Annotated in this window: 8 protein-coding genes and 1 other annotated feature; of the genes, 5 read left to right on the forward strand and 3 right to left on the reverse strand. The window is 54.6% G+C overall.

Annotation, left to right across the window (positions count from 1 at the left end):
• Nucleotides 1-190: 190 nt before the first annotated feature.
• Nucleotides 191-2,635 carry a phenylalanine--tRNA ligase subunit beta gene (pheT, locus tag MHH78_RS27730; RefSeq protein ID WP_341169538.1) on the reverse strand — a complete coding sequence of 815 codons (2,445 nt, stop codon included), beginning with the start codon at nucleotides 2,633-2,635 and terminating at the stop codon, nucleotides 191-193.
• 349 nt (nucleotides 2,636-2,984) lie between these two features.
• The gene (pheS, locus tag MHH78_RS27735) at nucleotides 2,985-4,019 is read right to left on the reverse strand and encodes a phenylalanine--tRNA ligase subunit alpha (protein WP_341169539.1); all 1,035 of its coding nucleotides are present in this window, start codon (nucleotides 4,017-4,019) and stop codon (nucleotides 2,985-2,987) included.
• A 59-nt stretch (nucleotides 4,020-4,078) separates the two neighbouring features.
• Nucleotides 4,079-4,355 (reverse strand) — a binding site (T-box leader).
• Nucleotides 4,356-4,575: 220 nt separating this feature from the next.
• On the opposite strand from pheS, the gene MHH78_RS27740 reads away from it, so the two are divergent.
• The 5 genes from MHH78_RS27740 to MHH78_RS27760 all read left to right on the forward strand — a co-directional run bounded on the left by MHH78_RS27740 (nucleotide 4,576) and on the right by MHH78_RS27760 (nucleotide 12,546).
• On the forward strand, nucleotides 4,576-7,122 hold the full coding sequence (locus MHH78_RS27740; RefSeq protein ID WP_341169540.1) for a hypothetical protein: 2,547 nt from the start codon (nucleotides 4,576-4,578) through the stop codon (nucleotides 7,120-7,122).
• The gene (locus MHH78_RS27745) at nucleotides 7,119-8,546 is read left to right on the forward strand and encodes an efflux RND transporter periplasmic adaptor subunit (protein WP_341169541.1); all 1,428 of its coding nucleotides are present in this window, start codon (nucleotides 7,119-7,121) and stop codon (nucleotides 8,544-8,546) included. Before MHH78_RS27740 ends, MHH78_RS27745 begins: the two co-directional genes overlap by 4 nt.
• Entirely contained in the window at nucleotides 8,543-9,244 is a 702-nt protein-coding gene (locus MHH78_RS27750; protein WP_341169542.1) for an ABC transporter ATP-binding protein, read from the forward strand. Before MHH78_RS27745 ends, MHH78_RS27750 begins: the two co-directional genes overlap by 4 nt.
• Complete coding sequence (locus MHH78_RS27755) at nucleotides 9,241-10,413, forward strand: ABC transporter permease (RefSeq protein WP_341169543.1); 1,173 nt, start codon at nucleotides 9,241-9,243, stop codon at nucleotides 10,411-10,413. The genes MHH78_RS27750 and MHH78_RS27755 overlap by 4 nt, the downstream gene beginning before the upstream one ends.
• Nucleotides 10,414-10,941: 528 nt before the next feature.
• A complete protein-coding gene (locus MHH78_RS27760; RefSeq protein WP_076082693.1) occupies nucleotides 10,942-12,546 on the forward strand; it encodes a sensor domain-containing diguanylate cyclase in 1,605 nt (534 codons plus the stop codon).
• Between the two features lie 125 nt (nucleotides 12,547-12,671).
• Here MHH78_RS27760 and pulA read toward each other — a convergent pair whose 3' ends face one another.
• The gene (gene pulA, locus MHH78_RS27765) at nucleotides 12,672-15,071 is read right to left on the reverse strand and encodes a type I pullulanase (RefSeq protein ID WP_341169544.1); all 2,400 of its coding nucleotides are present in this window, start codon (nucleotides 15,069-15,071) and stop codon (nucleotides 12,672-12,674) included.
• Between the last annotated feature and the right edge of the window lie 124 nt (nucleotides 15,072-15,195).

Consider the following 15,195-nt stretch of genomic DNA (forward strand, 5'->3'; position numbering starts at 1 on the left):
TTGTATGTGTGCGGATTCTAAGTTGGTTTCTTTGCTCTTGCTCCTATTGTAGCGTGATTTCCTGACCTTTGGCAAAAGCACGCGTCCATTGCATTTATTTGCATGTTCCTCCGCACTTCACAAGGGTACAGAAAAGCCGCAGGGAATCTCTGTTTCTAAATGGATTCGCTGCGACTTTGCACAATTCCTGCTATTTTCTTAATTCTGCACCAAAAGTTTGTTCAAGCGCAGAGACCACTTTGTCATGCACTTCCACAACCTCTTCGTCTGTCAGCGTATGCTCGGTATGACGGTACACGAGCGACAGGGCAACACTCTTCTTGCCCGCCTCCATCTTGCCTCCTGTGTAGATATCGAATACCTGCACATTTTGCAGCAGAGTGCCACCGTGCTCACGGATCGCCGCGATCAGGTCACCTGCCGGAACCGCGTCATCGACTACCACCGCAATGTCCCGCTCCATGCCCGGGAAGCGGTGAAGCTCGCTGTACTGCAGCCCGGCGCGTGCCGCATCATAGAGCGGCTGCAGCAGGACTTCGGATACGTACGTATCCTCCAGATCCATCCGGCGTTGCAGCTCGGGATGAATCTGCCCCATCGAACCGATCTTCACACGGCCTTCAGCCTGAAGCAGATAGATGGAAGCGGAGCGTCCCGGATGATAGCCTTCAGGCGCGTCCCCTTCATAGATTACGCGATCCGTAAGGCCCAGATGTGCAAATATAGTCTCCAGCGCACCCTTAAGGTCGAAGAAATCCACCGGCTCAGCAGTCACGTTCCACTGCTTGGCTGCACGCGTTCCGCTCAGCAGCAGCCCCAGTACCGGCAGCTCACTCGGCTGGCGGGTAAGGACTTCTTCCTCCGTGAAGAAGACGTTGCCGATTTCGAATAACGCCAGATCGCCTTGGCGGCGGTTCGTATTGTAGAGGGCAATCTCCAGCAGCTGCGGCAGCAGGCTGGTACGCAGCACGCTGCGCTCCTCGCTCATCGGCATCGCCAGCTTCACTGACTGTTTGCCTTCCGCCAGCATAGGGAAGAGCGTGCTCTGCTCCGGCTGGATGAAGGAATAGCCCATAACCTCCTGATATCCGCCCAGCGAGAGCATGCGGCGCAGCTCGCGGCGCAGAGATTGCTGTCTGGTAAGCGCGCCCGGTGTTGTTGTGCCTTCGATCAGGGTGGTCGGGATGTTGTCGTAGCCGTACAAGCGGGCGATCTCTTCAATCAGATCCACATCCTGCGTAATGTCTCCGCGCCGTGTCGGCACCTCGACCTCGACGATTCCCTGAGCCGCATCACCGCACTTGAAGTGCAGGCGTCCGAACAGGGTTTTCACTTCCAGCAATGACAGATCTGTCCCGAGATAGCGGTTCAGCTTCTCCAGCGATAAGTGCAGCACCTTCTCCTGAGCAGCGGCGCTGCCGGCCTGGACAATCCCTTCATGCACCGTTCCTCCGGCATACCGGGCAATCAGTGCAGCCGCGCGGTTAAGCGCAGGGATGACCGCATTCGGGTCGACTTCCTTCTCGAACCGCTGGGACGCTTCCGAGCGCAGACCGAGCTGACGCGAGGTCTTGCGTACCGTTCCACCATCGAATTTGGCTGATTCCAGTACGATATTAACGGTGTCTGCGGTAACCTCTGTAGACAGTCCGCCCATCACTCCGGCCAGGCCAATTGCGCCTGAGCCGTCGGCAATGATCAGCATCTGCGGCGCAAGCTTGCGCTCTTGTCCGTCAAGGGTAACCAGTCCTTCCCCTTCACGGGCAAACCGTACACCGATGGTTCCTCCCTGGAGCTGCCCGCCGTCAAATGCATGCAGCGGCTGCCCGTATTCCAGCATCACGTAGTTGGTGATGTCTACGATATTGTTAATCGGACGTACCCCGGCCGCCATCAGGCGGTTCTGAATCCACAGCGGGGACGGCGCGGTCTTCACTCCGGCAATATAACGCACGGCATAATGGCTGCAGAATGCCTCATCCTCAAGCGTAACCGTGATGGAGTCCGCTGCCTTCCCGCCCGTTTCCACAAGCTCTGCCGCCGGATCAGCCAGCTTCAGCTCACGGCCCAGTACCGCACTTACCTCATAAGCGGCACCGATCATGCTCAGGCAGTCGGAACGGTTCGGCGTTAGATCGAAATCAAGAATTTCGTCATTCAGTCCAAGCACCTTGAGAATATCCTGGCCCACCTCGGTCTGCTCCGGCAGCACGAGAATGCCCTCCTGCAGCTCTTTGGGCAGCAGCTTGTCGTTCAGGCCCAGCTCTTTGGCCGAGCAGATCATCCCCTGTGACAGCACGCCGCGCAGCTTGGCTTTTTTGATCTCCAGGCCCGGCAGCTTGGCACCTACCAGCGCGACCGGAACCTTCTGGCCCGCTGCGACATTCTTCGCTCCGCAGACGATCTGCAGATCCTCGCCCTGCCCGGCATCGACAATACAGATATTCAGCTTATCGGCGTCCGGGTGCTTTTCTTTGGATTTCACGTAGCCGGTCACAATCCCGGAGATCCCTTTGTTGCGGCGTTCTACTCCGTCAATCTCGATGCCGGCGGTGGTGATTTTGTCCGCCAAGTCATCTGCGGTCACCCCTTCCAGCGATATATAATCGGCCAGCCAGGCGGTTGATACTTTCATAATCGCACACTTCCTTTTTGTTTCAGATGTATTGATCTCCATGCCGGTTGTGCCTGAACGCAGAACATGCAGGAAAAGGCAGTGCGCTCCCAAGCTCACTTTAGCGTATCCTGTAATAGCAGGACCTCCAGAGAATATTTGGACTTCCGGCCGCTGTTGTATTTGAATTTCCTGATCAGAACCGCTTCACGCGGTAGAAATTCAAATACAAAGGCGGACGCTAGCGCTCCTACAGTTCCAAAATTCCCCTCCGGACCTTCTATTACAGTCTTTGATTCAAAGTAAACCAGCACCTCATTACCTTTTCATGCAATCGTCCAACACGCCCCCGCGCACACCCGCCAAATCCCTAAATACCCTTGAACTGCTTCACAAAGCCCATATCATTCGTGTAGAAGTAGCGGATGTCATCGATGCCGTATTTCAGCATCGCGATCCGCTCAGCGCCCATGCCGAACGCGAAGCCGCTGTAAACTTCCGGATCGTATCCGCCCATCCGCAGCACATTCGGGTGCACCATACCGGCACCGAGAATCTCCAGCCAGCCGCTCTGCTTGCAGAGACGGCAGCCATCGCCGCCGCATTTGAAGCAGCTTACATCCACCTCAACGCTAGGCTCGGTGAACGGGAAGAAGCTGGGGCGCAGACGGATACCCGCGCTAGGGCCGAACATCTCCTTGGTGAACTGCTGCAGGGTACCCTTCAGGTCGCTCATGCGGATATTGCGGCCGATGACCAGGCCTTCAATCTGATGGAACTGGAAGGAGTGGGTCGCATCGTCATCGTCGCGGCGGAAGACTTTGCCGGGACAGATGATTTTGACCGGAGACTCCCCGTTCGCCGCCTGCATGGTACGCACCTGTACCGGCGAGGTCTGGGTACGCATCAGAATATCATCCGTGATATAGAAGGAATCCTGCATGTCCCGGGCCGGATGGTTCTTCGGCAGGTTCAGCGCCTCAAAGTTGTAGTAGTCCGTCTCCACCTCCGGTCCTTCAGCGATCCGGAAGCCCATGCCGATGAAGATATCCTCGATCTCCTGGAGCACCCGGCTCAGCGGATGAATCCCGCCCTGCGGCAGGCCGCGGCCCGGCAGGGTTACATCGACCTTCTCCGCATTCAGGCGGCTCTCTGTCTCCTGCTGCTGGAACAGCTCCTGCTTGGCGCTGATCAACTCTTCAATGGCGCTGCGCACCAGATTGGCCACCTGGCCGATCACCGGACGCTCCTCCGCGCTTAATCCGCCCATACCGCGCAGAACCTCTGTCAGCTCGCCTTTTTTGCCAAGGTATTTGACGCGCAGGTCATTCAGAATCTGCGGATCGTTTACCGCCTGCAGCTTCGTCAGCGCCTCAGCCTTCAGTGCTTCCAATTTGTCTTTCATGGCTTGTACTGCCCCCTCAAATCTCGTATTGTTCAACAAAAAAAGGCCTTTCCTCCCGGTAAAGGGACGAAAAGACCGTGGTACCACCCTTGTTAGACGGCCGTACGCTTCCCTTAAGAGCACTATTCCCTCTTTCGGTGCGGCAAAGACCTGTCTCACTTTATACAGAAATAACGGTCTGCGGCCGGTCCCCCCTACTAGCGCTCTTCAAGCACATTCAGGGAACTGCTCCGGAGTGAACTTCGGCAGCTCTGCTCTCTTAGAAACGCTCTCAATCTGCGGCGCTTCCTCCCTGTAAGCCAGGCACTGCGTACTCTTCTCCATCATTGCATGTATGCGGATTATAACCTCTGCACTTCGATCCTCCACTTGGGAAGATATGCCCATCTATTATATGCAAAAACAGCCAGTTTGACAAGCCGCACAAATTCCGCTTATTTTTTATCTTTTTTTAAGCTCCCTTTAAGCTTCAGCGCGGTTTGACGGCTTTTTTTTCAGCGGACATTCAGTCAATGTTGATATTTTCCCTTAAGAGATCACACAAGGAGGAAATTACATGCTTACACGAAAAAAAGCATTTGTTCTGCTGCTGCTCAGCACATTTGCCGCAAGTCAAACCGCAGGAAGCCCGGGAACCGCGGCCTATGCTGCTTCATCCGGTTCAACGGCTGCCACAGCAGCAAGCGCGGTCACGGAAGTCTCCACACTTAACGGTCTAAGTGCGCTCAAGCTCGGCACCGCGCTTCAGGTGAAGCTGAGCCATGTAGGGATTCAGAGCCAAACCGGCGGTAATATTCTCACCTACACGCTTACCTATACCAACACTGCCGGCAGCAGCGTCAATCTGGCGGACTATTTCTCCAAAATTGTAACTGCGGGCGGCAGCATCATTAAGGGAATTCCGGTCAGCGCAGACAGTGCGGTCAAGAAAATCCCTGCTAAACAAAGCACCAGTCTTACATACTATGCGAATATTGGAACCGCCGCCTCAGTCAAAGGACTCAAAATCAACATCTACGGCTGGAATTTCAGCGCCGCTAATTATGAACAGCGTATAGGCACGTTCACGATTCCTTCCAATTATTCTCTGTCCTCGCTTACAGGGGAGACCCGAAAGGTTGAACTCGGCGGCATTACTGCCGGCACCAAAGCCGAATCCGTGCAAATCTACAAATATAACAGCAAAGTCTATGCCAAGGTCGGGCTTAGCCTAACCAATCTGGGTACCAAAGTGCTTACAGATCCGGGTTATACCTTGTACCTGAAATCCTCGGGCGGCTCTGTCTTCACGCTTACGCTGGATGACAGCAGCTCCGAATTCAAGCTTCAGCCTCAGGAGAAGAAGACGCTCTATTATATGACCGAGATCCCCTCCTACATGAATCTCAGCAAGATGACGCTGCAGATTGCCAAGCTGGATGAAGGACTCAAGCTGTACCTGCCTGTCTCTTCCTACGCACTTCCGGCTGCAGTAAATGCAGATTTCACTGTAGCAGCGGGCTATACCAAAAAGGTCTCCATCGACAGCAATCTGGTGGACTTGCAGCTGCTGAAGGCAAATGTGCATGCGGATAACGGGAATGGTGTCTGGAGCTATCAGCTTCGGGTGAAGAATACCGGCAGCACAGCCGTTACTTTGCCTGCTTATGAGCTTAACGTCAAGTCGGCGGAAGGCTATAGCTTCCCGGTGACGGCCACTGCCTTGAGCAGCCTGACCCTGAAGCCGCTGGAAGAAAAGCTGATTGAGCTGAGCGCCAGTGTTCCGCTGGAGCTGGCTCAGAATTCGCTGGAGCTGCGAATGATCGCTCCTGCAGCCAGCGCGGATAAAGTAACGCTGCCTGTGGCCTATTTCCGCATCCCTTATACGCCTGAGAGACAGATTCATCTCGCCTCTGAGACCAGCGTAACCAATACCTATGGCACCTTCGCTGTCTCTCTGGACTCGCTGCTGCGTCTGCCTTGGGGCAGCGAGGATCTGGTACAGGCTGTACTAACGATACGCAATGCAACGTCCAAATCCGTTACCTTACCTGCTCTTACCGGCGTACTCCTGGTGGATCAGAAGGATCTCAGTTCCTCTTCGCAGACTTATACGGACAACAGTTCTTCGGTGCTTGCCCCGGGTGCCAGCACTCAAATAACGGTTCAAGGCCATATTCCATACACCCTGGATGTCAGACAAATCAAGCTCATCCTCCAGGAGACCAAGGGTACAGAGGTGTCGCAGTTCCTCACTCTCAGCACAAGCGACAGCACCGTTAAGAGTGTAGCTCCGGTGGCTGCAGGGGAAGCCTTCAAGATCACCGCCACCGGCAAAAAAGCCACGGTGAAGGAGCGCTCCACCCTCCTGTATACAGGAACCGGCTCGAACCTGGTGTACAGCGAAGTGGAAATGAACAGCGATGAAGTCCGGCAGGCAGATCTGGCCCGTCTATATGCACAGTTCAGGACTGCTGACGGGCAATATTTTGAAGCAACTGCCAACCAGTCCGAGCTGTCGACCAGCCCTGGGGGCAAAACACTGGTTACCTTCTGGGCGAAAGTCCCGGCCACCCTGGACACCACAGGTCTTGAGCTGTATATCAGCCAGTCGATTGCGGATGGCAAGCTGACTGCCGCAGGAACGGCTGCGACGGGATACGTCAATACGGCAGCGCTGACACTGACACCGTCAGAGGTTACGCCTCTGACCAATCTGGCTTCCGTTCCACTTTTCCCTTATACACTGGCAGTTACCAGCTCGACAGGAGAACTCACCAAGGGCGCAAGCAGCATTGCTGTGACGTTCAATTACAATCTCAACCAGGATACCACCTATCAGGCAGGCGCTTACCAGCATAAGCTCATCCTTCAGGTTATCGATCCTTATGGACAGTCTCACGAGAAAGCACTGACACCTGGCACCGACTTGACCCTGGGAACAAACAGCTCTTATTCTACGACCCTTACCAGCGCCCTGTTCAAAAATCTGAGCTCCGGCACCTACGCCCTTAAATTCTACGATGAATTCCAGGGAGTACGGACAGAGCTCGCCAGCCAGGCCTATTCCCTTGAGGTTACCGCCAAAGCAACCACCTCTTCCCCCGAAGGAGCTGCACAATGAATAAGAAGAAGATCATCATTATCGCTTCAGCGATAGTCCTCGTTGCTATTGCAGGGATTGCGGGCTATAAGCTCTGGCCGGATCAGAACCGGCAGATCAATGCCGCTCCGCTGAATACGGCAGTTGCCAGTAAGGGGGATATCCTGGTGGGTGTCTCGGGTTCAGGTGCAGTATCGGCGATCAACAGCGAGAGCATCCGTACCAAAGAAGCCGGGAAGGTCGATACGGTCATGGTTAAGAAAGGCGATGTTGTTAAAAAAGGTGCTGTGCTGATCACATTTGTTGCGGGCGATCTGGACGATAAGCTGAAGGAAGCCACCAAGTCACTGGAGAATCTCAAGACGGAGCTGGAGAATAAACAGGAGAGCTACAAGACGCTGGCTATGAATAACGCGACAGAGGAAGAGCTGGAATCGGCAAAAAAAGCCATTGATAAAGCCAATAGCGATATCGTGGACGGGCAGGAATCCATCGCTGCCATTCATGAAGATATGGCTCCGCCTGATCCGCTGACCGCTCCGATCGATGGAACGATCACTGCCGTGAATATTACGGACGGTGAACAGGCCCAGAATGGTACAGAGCTGTTCACCATGACCGACTACGTGAATCTAAGCGTAACCGTGCAGGTAGACGAGTTGGACATCCCCAAAATCAAGCTGAATCAAGCCTCTACCATTACACTGGATGCCCTTGAGGACAAATCTTTTACCGGTAAAGTTATAGATATCGCCAAAGAAGGGACCTCCTCTAATGGCGTCTCCCTGTTCAACGTCACTGTAGGATTAAATAACTCGGAGGGTGTGCTTATCGGCATGTCTGCGGAGGTGGCAGTTACGATCGAAGAGAAAAAGGATATTCTGACCGTTCCCATCGAAGCTGTAACGAAGATAAACGGGAAATCCTTCGTTAATGTGCCGGGAACCGGGGATGAGCAAGCTAACACAACAGACAGAGATCCTGCTGACCCCAAGCCCCCTGCTGGCGCTGCAGCGGACGGTGAACCCTCCGGTAGTGAAGCGGGTACCCGAGGCACAGGCGCCCGCGGCGGCAGAGAATTCCAGGGCGGTGAACTTCCGTCTGGAGAGTTCCCTGCTGGCGCGGAGTTCCCCGGCAGAGCAGCCGGAAGCAAAGGTGCAGCCGGTTTCGCCTCAGGCATGAAACGGATAGCTGTAGAGGTTGGTATCCACAATGAGAGCAGCATCGAAATCGTCAGCGGCTTAAGTGAAGGGGATGAAGTAATCCTCCCGACCGTGATCTCCTCAGGCAATGCCACCTCCCCGCAGCAAGGCGGTATGGGTGGTATGGGCGGCTTCAGCGGCGGAGGAATGACCGGCGGGAGCGGTGGCTTTCCCGGCGGGGGCGGCGGCTTCGGCGGCGGTGGTAGCGGCGCTGGCTTCGGCGGTGGCGGTGGCGGACGATGACCTCACCAGAGCCGCTGATCCGGGTTGAGAAGATGCAGCACAGCTACACAATGGCCGGAGAATCGATGACGGTTCTGAAGAGCCTGAGCTTCAGCATTAATCACGGTGAATTCGTTGCGATCATCGGCCCGTCAGGGTCAGGCAAGTCCACCCTGATGAACATGCTGGGCTGCCTCGATGTCGCCAATGAAGGCGATTATTTCCTGGACGGCCAGGAGATCCGCAGGCTGTCTGACAACAGGCTGGCCCAGATCCGCAACGAAAAGATTGGCTTTATATTTCAAAACTTTAATCTATTGCCGAAGTTATCAGCGGTAGAGAATGTGGAGCTGCCGTTGATCTATCGTGGAATGTCCCACAGGGAGCGCAGAGAAATTGCCCGTAATGCCCTGGTCCGGGTAGGCCTTGCGAGCAGAATGAATCACCGTCCCTCCGAGCTGTCAGGGGGCCAGCAGCAGCGTGTGGCTATTGCCCGCGCCCTTGCCGGAACCCCACCGATTCTGCTTGCCGATGAGCCAACCGGAGCGCTGGACTCCAAGACAGGCAAGGAGGTTCTGGAGATGATTAAGGAGCTTAACGTACAGGGGCATACCATTATTCTGATCACGCATGACCTGGAGATTGCCGAGCAGGCCAAACGGGTGATCCGGATTCAGGATGGGGATCTTGTAGAGGATCGGAAGGTGGCGCATTCATGATGCTATACCAGAGTATGAAAATGGCCTTCAAAAGTATCCTCAGCAGTAAAATAAGAGCCTTTCTTACCATGCTGGGCATCATTATCGGGGTATCCTCCGTCATTGCACTTGTCGCTGTGGGTCAGGGCACCACCTCACAGATTACAGAGTCCCTAAGCTCCCTGGGCACCAACCAGCTGACCGTCAACATTATGGGCCGCGGAGCCACCACTTCGCTAACCTACGAGGAGGCCCTGGCTCTGGGTGAGATTGAAGGGGTGGACAATGTATCCCCGGTAATCTCCGGGAACGTTACCGCCAAGCACGGTACCGAGAACGTTTCCGTATCCGTAGAAGGCATTACACCTGCCTACGAAGATGTTCAGGATTTCCATGTGCAATCCGGAAGATTCCTGCTTGAGATGGATACAGAATACCGGCAGAAGGTTGCGTTAATCGGATCAGATACGGCGGAGGATCTGTTCGGTACAGATAATCCTGTAGGTCAAAAGGTACAGATCAACGGAAGCAGCTTCAAGATCGTCGGACTGCTGGAGAGTAAAGGCTCCACCAGCGTCGGCTCAAGCGACGAGAAGCTGCTGATCCCCATCTCTACAGCCGAACGGTTCCTGCAGAGCAAGGGAGTCCGCTCCATTACCCTCACAACCACTTCAAATGACAATGTGGATGATGTCAAAACCAAGCTGGAAGCCAGCCTTACTGCCAAATTCAGTGCAGCCGAGAATGCCTACTCTGTTTTTGATTCCCGGGAGATGCTGGAAACGGTAAATGAAACCAGCGCCACCCTGTCCTTGGCCCTTGGCGGTATCGCCGGTATCTCCTTATTTGTAGGCGGGATAGGGATTATGAACATTATGATTGTCTCGGTCAATGAGCGAACCAGAGAGATTGGCATCCGCAAGGCCATCGGGGCCAAGAAAAAGAACATTATGATGCAGTTCATGATCGAGTCCGTGGTCTTAAGCGGCACCGGGGGTCTGATCGGAGTCGCACTGGGACTTGGCGCCAGCTGGGCTGTCGGTCATTATACCGCCTTGAATGTGGTGCCCTCCTGGAATATGGTCCTGATCTCCTTTTCATTCTCCTTGATCATCGGTGTCGTATTCGGAATGATTCCTGCAAGCAAGGCTGCAAGAATGCGCCCGATCTATGCGCTGCGCAACGAGTAGCGCCATCCTAGACGCTGCGTTATCATCAGCTTTTCAATCCGCCAGTCTCAGATCCCTGGGCTGGCGGATTTTTCTGTTTTATTTTTAATGCACAATTGATACCAAAGGGGTATCGTTTGCAGCAAAAGTGGGTAATAGGACTCAAAGGTCAGAATACCTTGTACATAGTAGTAGGGTATACATAATAGTTCTTTGTATCGGCTGTAACGGATATGTCTCCACTGTTTCCCCTCCGGCTCCAGGGTGTGCTTCACGGCCTGTCATCCGCAGCGGAAGCTGACGGGGCTTATTATTTTTTCAGCAATTGCTCTGCTTAAGGGGTGTCCTATATACTGGTGAAAAGAAACCGCGATCTAACCGGAAGTTATTCTTTCTATTGCCTCCTTCTTCCCCTGCTTTCTAGGACTCGCTAACGTATACTCTCTTACATGCCTGCAAGAAGCCATATTCCGCATAAGGATAAGTTTCGCATGCACCAAAGCTACACCCATGAGATTTGCAAAAGTTCTGTGCGGGGAGAGGATGACAGTGGCAGTTTTTTCGGAAAACAAAAGTACACGCAGACTGATTATATTATTCACATCCATCACCGTTCTTCTGGTTGGGATCAGTGTGGCCTCCCTGCTGTTTCTGAATCATACGATGAACAAATTATCCGATTCCCTGTACAGTGACGTATACCAGAATTCCGAGCTCATTCTGAACGCCGACCGCGATCTCTATCAGGCAGCCCTTGCGCTTCAGACCACAGTCGGCGGGGCGCTGACCAGCGCGCAGCGCAGTACGCTGTCGCAGGAATTCGAGGACAATAATGCCCAGGCGCTGCAGCGGGTCAATACCGCCCGCTACAATCTGGATGCTGTGAAGAGCCCGTTCAATGGAATGAAGCAGAGCGAGCTGCTGCTGGACGAGCTGAGGAACGAGCTGGATCATTTCGGAACCACGCTTACCGCGTGGAGGGATAACGGCCGGGAGCTGATCTCACAGCGGGTTCAGAAGAGCTGGAATCCCGCCTCTTATTCTGCCCTCACCATACACACGGAGCTGAATGAGGTACGGGAAAGCTTGAATCAGGCAGAGGACAAGATTGACACCTATGCAAGCCAAGTGATGACAGAGTTCAATAATCTCAAAAGCTCCCTGTTCGCCGTCTACTCTGTATTTCTGTTCCTGCTTGTTATGGTCATCATCTATCTCAGCCGCAGACTGATCTCCCTGCAGAACGAAATGCAGGACGAGCAATCGCTCTACCAGCTGATCGGTGAGACGATGTCCGACTTCATTGTGCTGACAGATCCGAACGGTCTGATCCTGTATGCCTCGCCTTCCCATGCAACTGCACTGGGCTATGTGCCTAGCAAAGGGGCACCGCTCTCCAACTATATCCGTGAAGCCGAAATCTCCTGGGCCAAGCTCAAGAGTGTGGTGCAGTCTTCACCGAGAATATCCGAGCTGCGCATGCGTTCGGCCGAAGGGCACTGGGTGTGGCTGGAGACCAAGGTTACCCCTATTGCGGGCAGCCGCAATTTCCCGGCACAGTTCATGCTGGTCTCGCGTGAGATTACCCAGCGCAAGCAATATGAGGAGCGCCTGCACAAGCTGGCCTTCTATGATCATCTGACCGCGATTCCCAACCGTGCCCATTTCAAAATGTACATGGAGAACCTGATCAACCAGCCCGAGGAGCGCCGGCAGGAGATCGCCGTGGCGCTGCTGGATTGCGACCGATTCAAGCAGCTGAACGATACGCTCGGCCATCTGGCCGGAGATGAATTCCTGCAGTTGCTCTCCCGGGAGCTGCAGCAGACCGTGAAGGGCTCCGGCCAGGCCTTCCGGATCGGCGGAGATGAATTCGCGGTGGTGCTGCACCGGTTCACCAGCCCGCAAATGCTGGACGAGCTGCTGAACCGTCTGCTCCAGTTGTTCAACAAATCCTGGTCTATCAACCAGGGCTCCAGCTTTCACACCTCTGCCAGCATTGGCGTGGCTCTGTACCCGCAGCACGGCAGCAGCATCAACGAGCTGCTTCGTGCCGCCGATCTTGCGATGTACCGCTCCAAGAACCATGGCGGCAATGAGGCTAACCTGTACAGCGAGCATGTGGATAAGAAGTACAGCGATCAGCGGAACTAGCATCAGCGGAACTAGCACCAGCGGAAGCTCACTCCTGTACTAAGGCTTCTTTAATAACTCTCAGCCAAAAAGAGCTGATTGGTTCCATCCCCAGGGGGGAGGAACTAATCAGCTCTTCTTATGTTCTAGCTGGTCTGCGGCAGCGGATCAGCCAGCTCTGTCCTATGCTCCGGACTACGCTCCCGAACCGTCACCTTGATAACCTGCTCCCCGCTGCCCGAGCAGTCGATGAAGCGGTCAGCGGTGCCGTCTTTCTCCTCCCAATCGTTCAGCCGGAGGATGTAGCCTATCGTGGAGGTCCCCGGCAGCACTTCAATCCGTGCTACGGCATGACCTTCCTCCATGTGCTGGAAGTCCCGTTGCCCATCCTGAATGCCTGTACCCCACACCCAGAGATTCCAGCCCCGATAATCGCCGTCCGGGCGGTCATAATGAACTTCCACAATCTTCGATCTCGGCTCAGGCTCCCCGTATTTATCATAGAGTACCATCATCGACAGTCCGAATACCTCAACACTGCCGTTCTCCGTCTGCCGGAAGGCCTCCGGTCCGGCATGGGTATGATCGACTACGATGTTCCAGCAGCCGGAGGTCTCCGGGAGGCACTGGGTGACCGGCTCCATATTGGCATTATAGATCACCACGATATTATTCCATGGATCTCCGCCGGCGTGATCCTTCAGTCTGTAGGCAACGATTCCGCTGTCACAGCGCAGGAACTCCAGACTGCGTTCAATCTCCTGGCGTCCGTGCAGGCGGAAGGCCGGATGTGTCCGGCGCAGCTCAATCAGACCTTTGTAATATTGAAATACTGCAATGAATTTGCTTTTGTTCTCCCAGCGGATCGCATTGATACAGTCCGGGCTGCGGTAGCTGTTATGATCTCCGTATTTGCTGCGCAGCAGCTCATCCCCGGCATGAAGGAACGGAATTCCCTGCGAGGTCAGAATGATTCCATTAGCCAGCAACGAACGGCGTACTGTCTCATTATCCAGCACATTCTCGGGATCTACTCCCACATACGGATTCGCCTGCTCTAGTGCGGCCTTGAGATCCCCGCCGCCCCGCAGCTTGCCGCCCTCAAGCTCCGGCAGTCCAGCTTCCCCGCGAAGTCCCCGGGTAGCTAGAATTTTGTCCCACAGGTTGAGATTATCATGTGCGGTTACATAGTTCACAGTCTCTGTAGGCGCATCGGTGAATTCATGAATCGCCCCGCTCACTCCGGACGCGATCGCACCTTCCTTGCCGTATTCCCCGGTCACGAAGCCTTTGCCCCAGCCGTCGCTGTCTCCCTTGATGGCTGCGCGGAAGTTGTCGTTGAAGACGGCGTAGCCTTTGCCGCGCTGCACGCCCTTCAGCGTCTTGGAGGCAAGCGGCGAGTCGCCGCCAGTCCACGGTTCACCATAGATCAGCAGCCCCGGATTAATCTCCAGCCGCAGCTCCTCGGTAATCTCGCGCATGGTCACGCTGTCCATCAGCCCCATCAGATCGAAGCGGAACCCGTCAATATGGTACTCCTTAGCCCAGTAGATTAGGGAATCCTTAATATACTTGCGGACCATCGGCCGTTCTGTAGCCAGCTCATTGCCGACGCCCGAGCCGTTAGAGAGCCGGCCGCTCTGATCATGACGGTAGTAATAGTCCGGCACCAGCGGCTGGAAGGGGCCCTTCTGGAAGCCGTAGGTATGATTGTAGACCACATCCATAATCACCGAGATGCCGCGGCTGTGCAGCGCCTGGACCAGCTCCTTGAATTCCCGGATACGGGCTAGCGGGTTAGCCGGGTCTGTGCTGTAGGAGCCTTCCGGCACATTATAGTGCTGGGGGTCGTAGCCCCAGTTATAGTCTGTGAAGATGGAGGATGCCGGTTCTTCCCCTGGCTTGCCCAGCTCATCCACCGTCTGATAATCGAACACTGGCAGCAAATGAACATGCGTGATGCCCAGCTCAGCCAGATGATCAATGCCCAGCAGATGACCCGCCTCATCCCGCAGGCCGGTCTCGGTGAAGGCCTTGAATTTCCCCTTATACGTCAGACCGGAGCTAGGGTCTGACGAGAAATCGCGGACATGCAGCTCATAGATTACTGCATCTGCCGGATGCGGCAGCACCGGAGAGGCATCGCTCTCCCAGCCGTCCGGGTCTGTCTCGGACAAATCCACAATGGCTGTGCGTGTTCCATTGGCCGATACAGCCGTAGCGTAAGGATCGGCCGCTTCATTAATCGACCCGTCCGCAAATACGGCGCGGTACATATAATATTTCCCCTTGAGGTTACCGGAAACCTGGATCGTCCATACTCCGCCCTCAGCGCGCTCCATACTAAGAATTTTGCCGCTGTCCTTGTAATCTGCGGTCTGCGGGGTCAGCCCGTTTCCGCCTGTTGCATATAATACGAGCGACACTGTGAAGGCTGTTGGCGCCCAGACTTTGAATACACAGTATTCCGCTGTGTAGGTCAAGCCGAGGTCATTGCCTTGATAGGTATCGATTTCTTGTTCTGCTTGTATATAATTGCTGCTCATTGCTATTCACCATCCCTACGCTCATCCGTAATACTCCCGGAGAACTATCATTCTATTACTATCAAGCTATGTCCACATTCTCCTTAACTAATACTTTGTACTTGCACAGCTCTGCAAGCGGATG

Source organism: Paenibacillus sp. FSL H3-0333, from assembly GCF_038002805.1.
Lineage (GTDB): Bacteria > Bacillota > Bacilli > Paenibacillales > Paenibacillaceae > Paenibacillus_AQ > Paenibacillus_AQ silagei.

Bases quoted from the DNA above. Each gene is read 5' to 3' on its own strand.
- pheT (WP_341169538.1), bottom strand. From the start codon at position 2,635: ATGAAAGTATCAACCGCCTGGCTGGCCGATTATATATCGCTGGAAGGG.
- pheS (WP_341169539.1), bottom strand. From the start codon at position 4,019: ATGAAAGACAAATTGGAAGCACTGAAGGCTGAGGCGCTGACGAAGCTG.
- MHH78_RS27740 (WP_341169540.1), top strand. From the start codon at position 4,576: ATGCTTACACGAAAAAAAGCATTTGTTCTGCTGCTGCTCAGCACATTT.
- MHH78_RS27745 (WP_341169541.1), top strand. From the start codon at position 7,119: ATGAATAAGAAGAAGATCATCATTATCGCTTCAGCGATAGTCCTCGTT.
- MHH78_RS27750 (WP_341169542.1), top strand. From the start codon at position 8,543: ATGACCTCACCAGAGCCGCTGATCCGGGTTGAGAAGATGCAGCACAGC.
- MHH78_RS27755 (WP_341169543.1), top strand. From the start codon at position 9,241: ATGATGCTATACCAGAGTATGAAAATGGCCTTCAAAAGTATCCTCAGC.
- pulA (WP_341169544.1), bottom strand. From the start codon at position 15,071: ATGAGCAGCAATTATATACAAGCAGAACAAGAAATCGATACCTATCAA.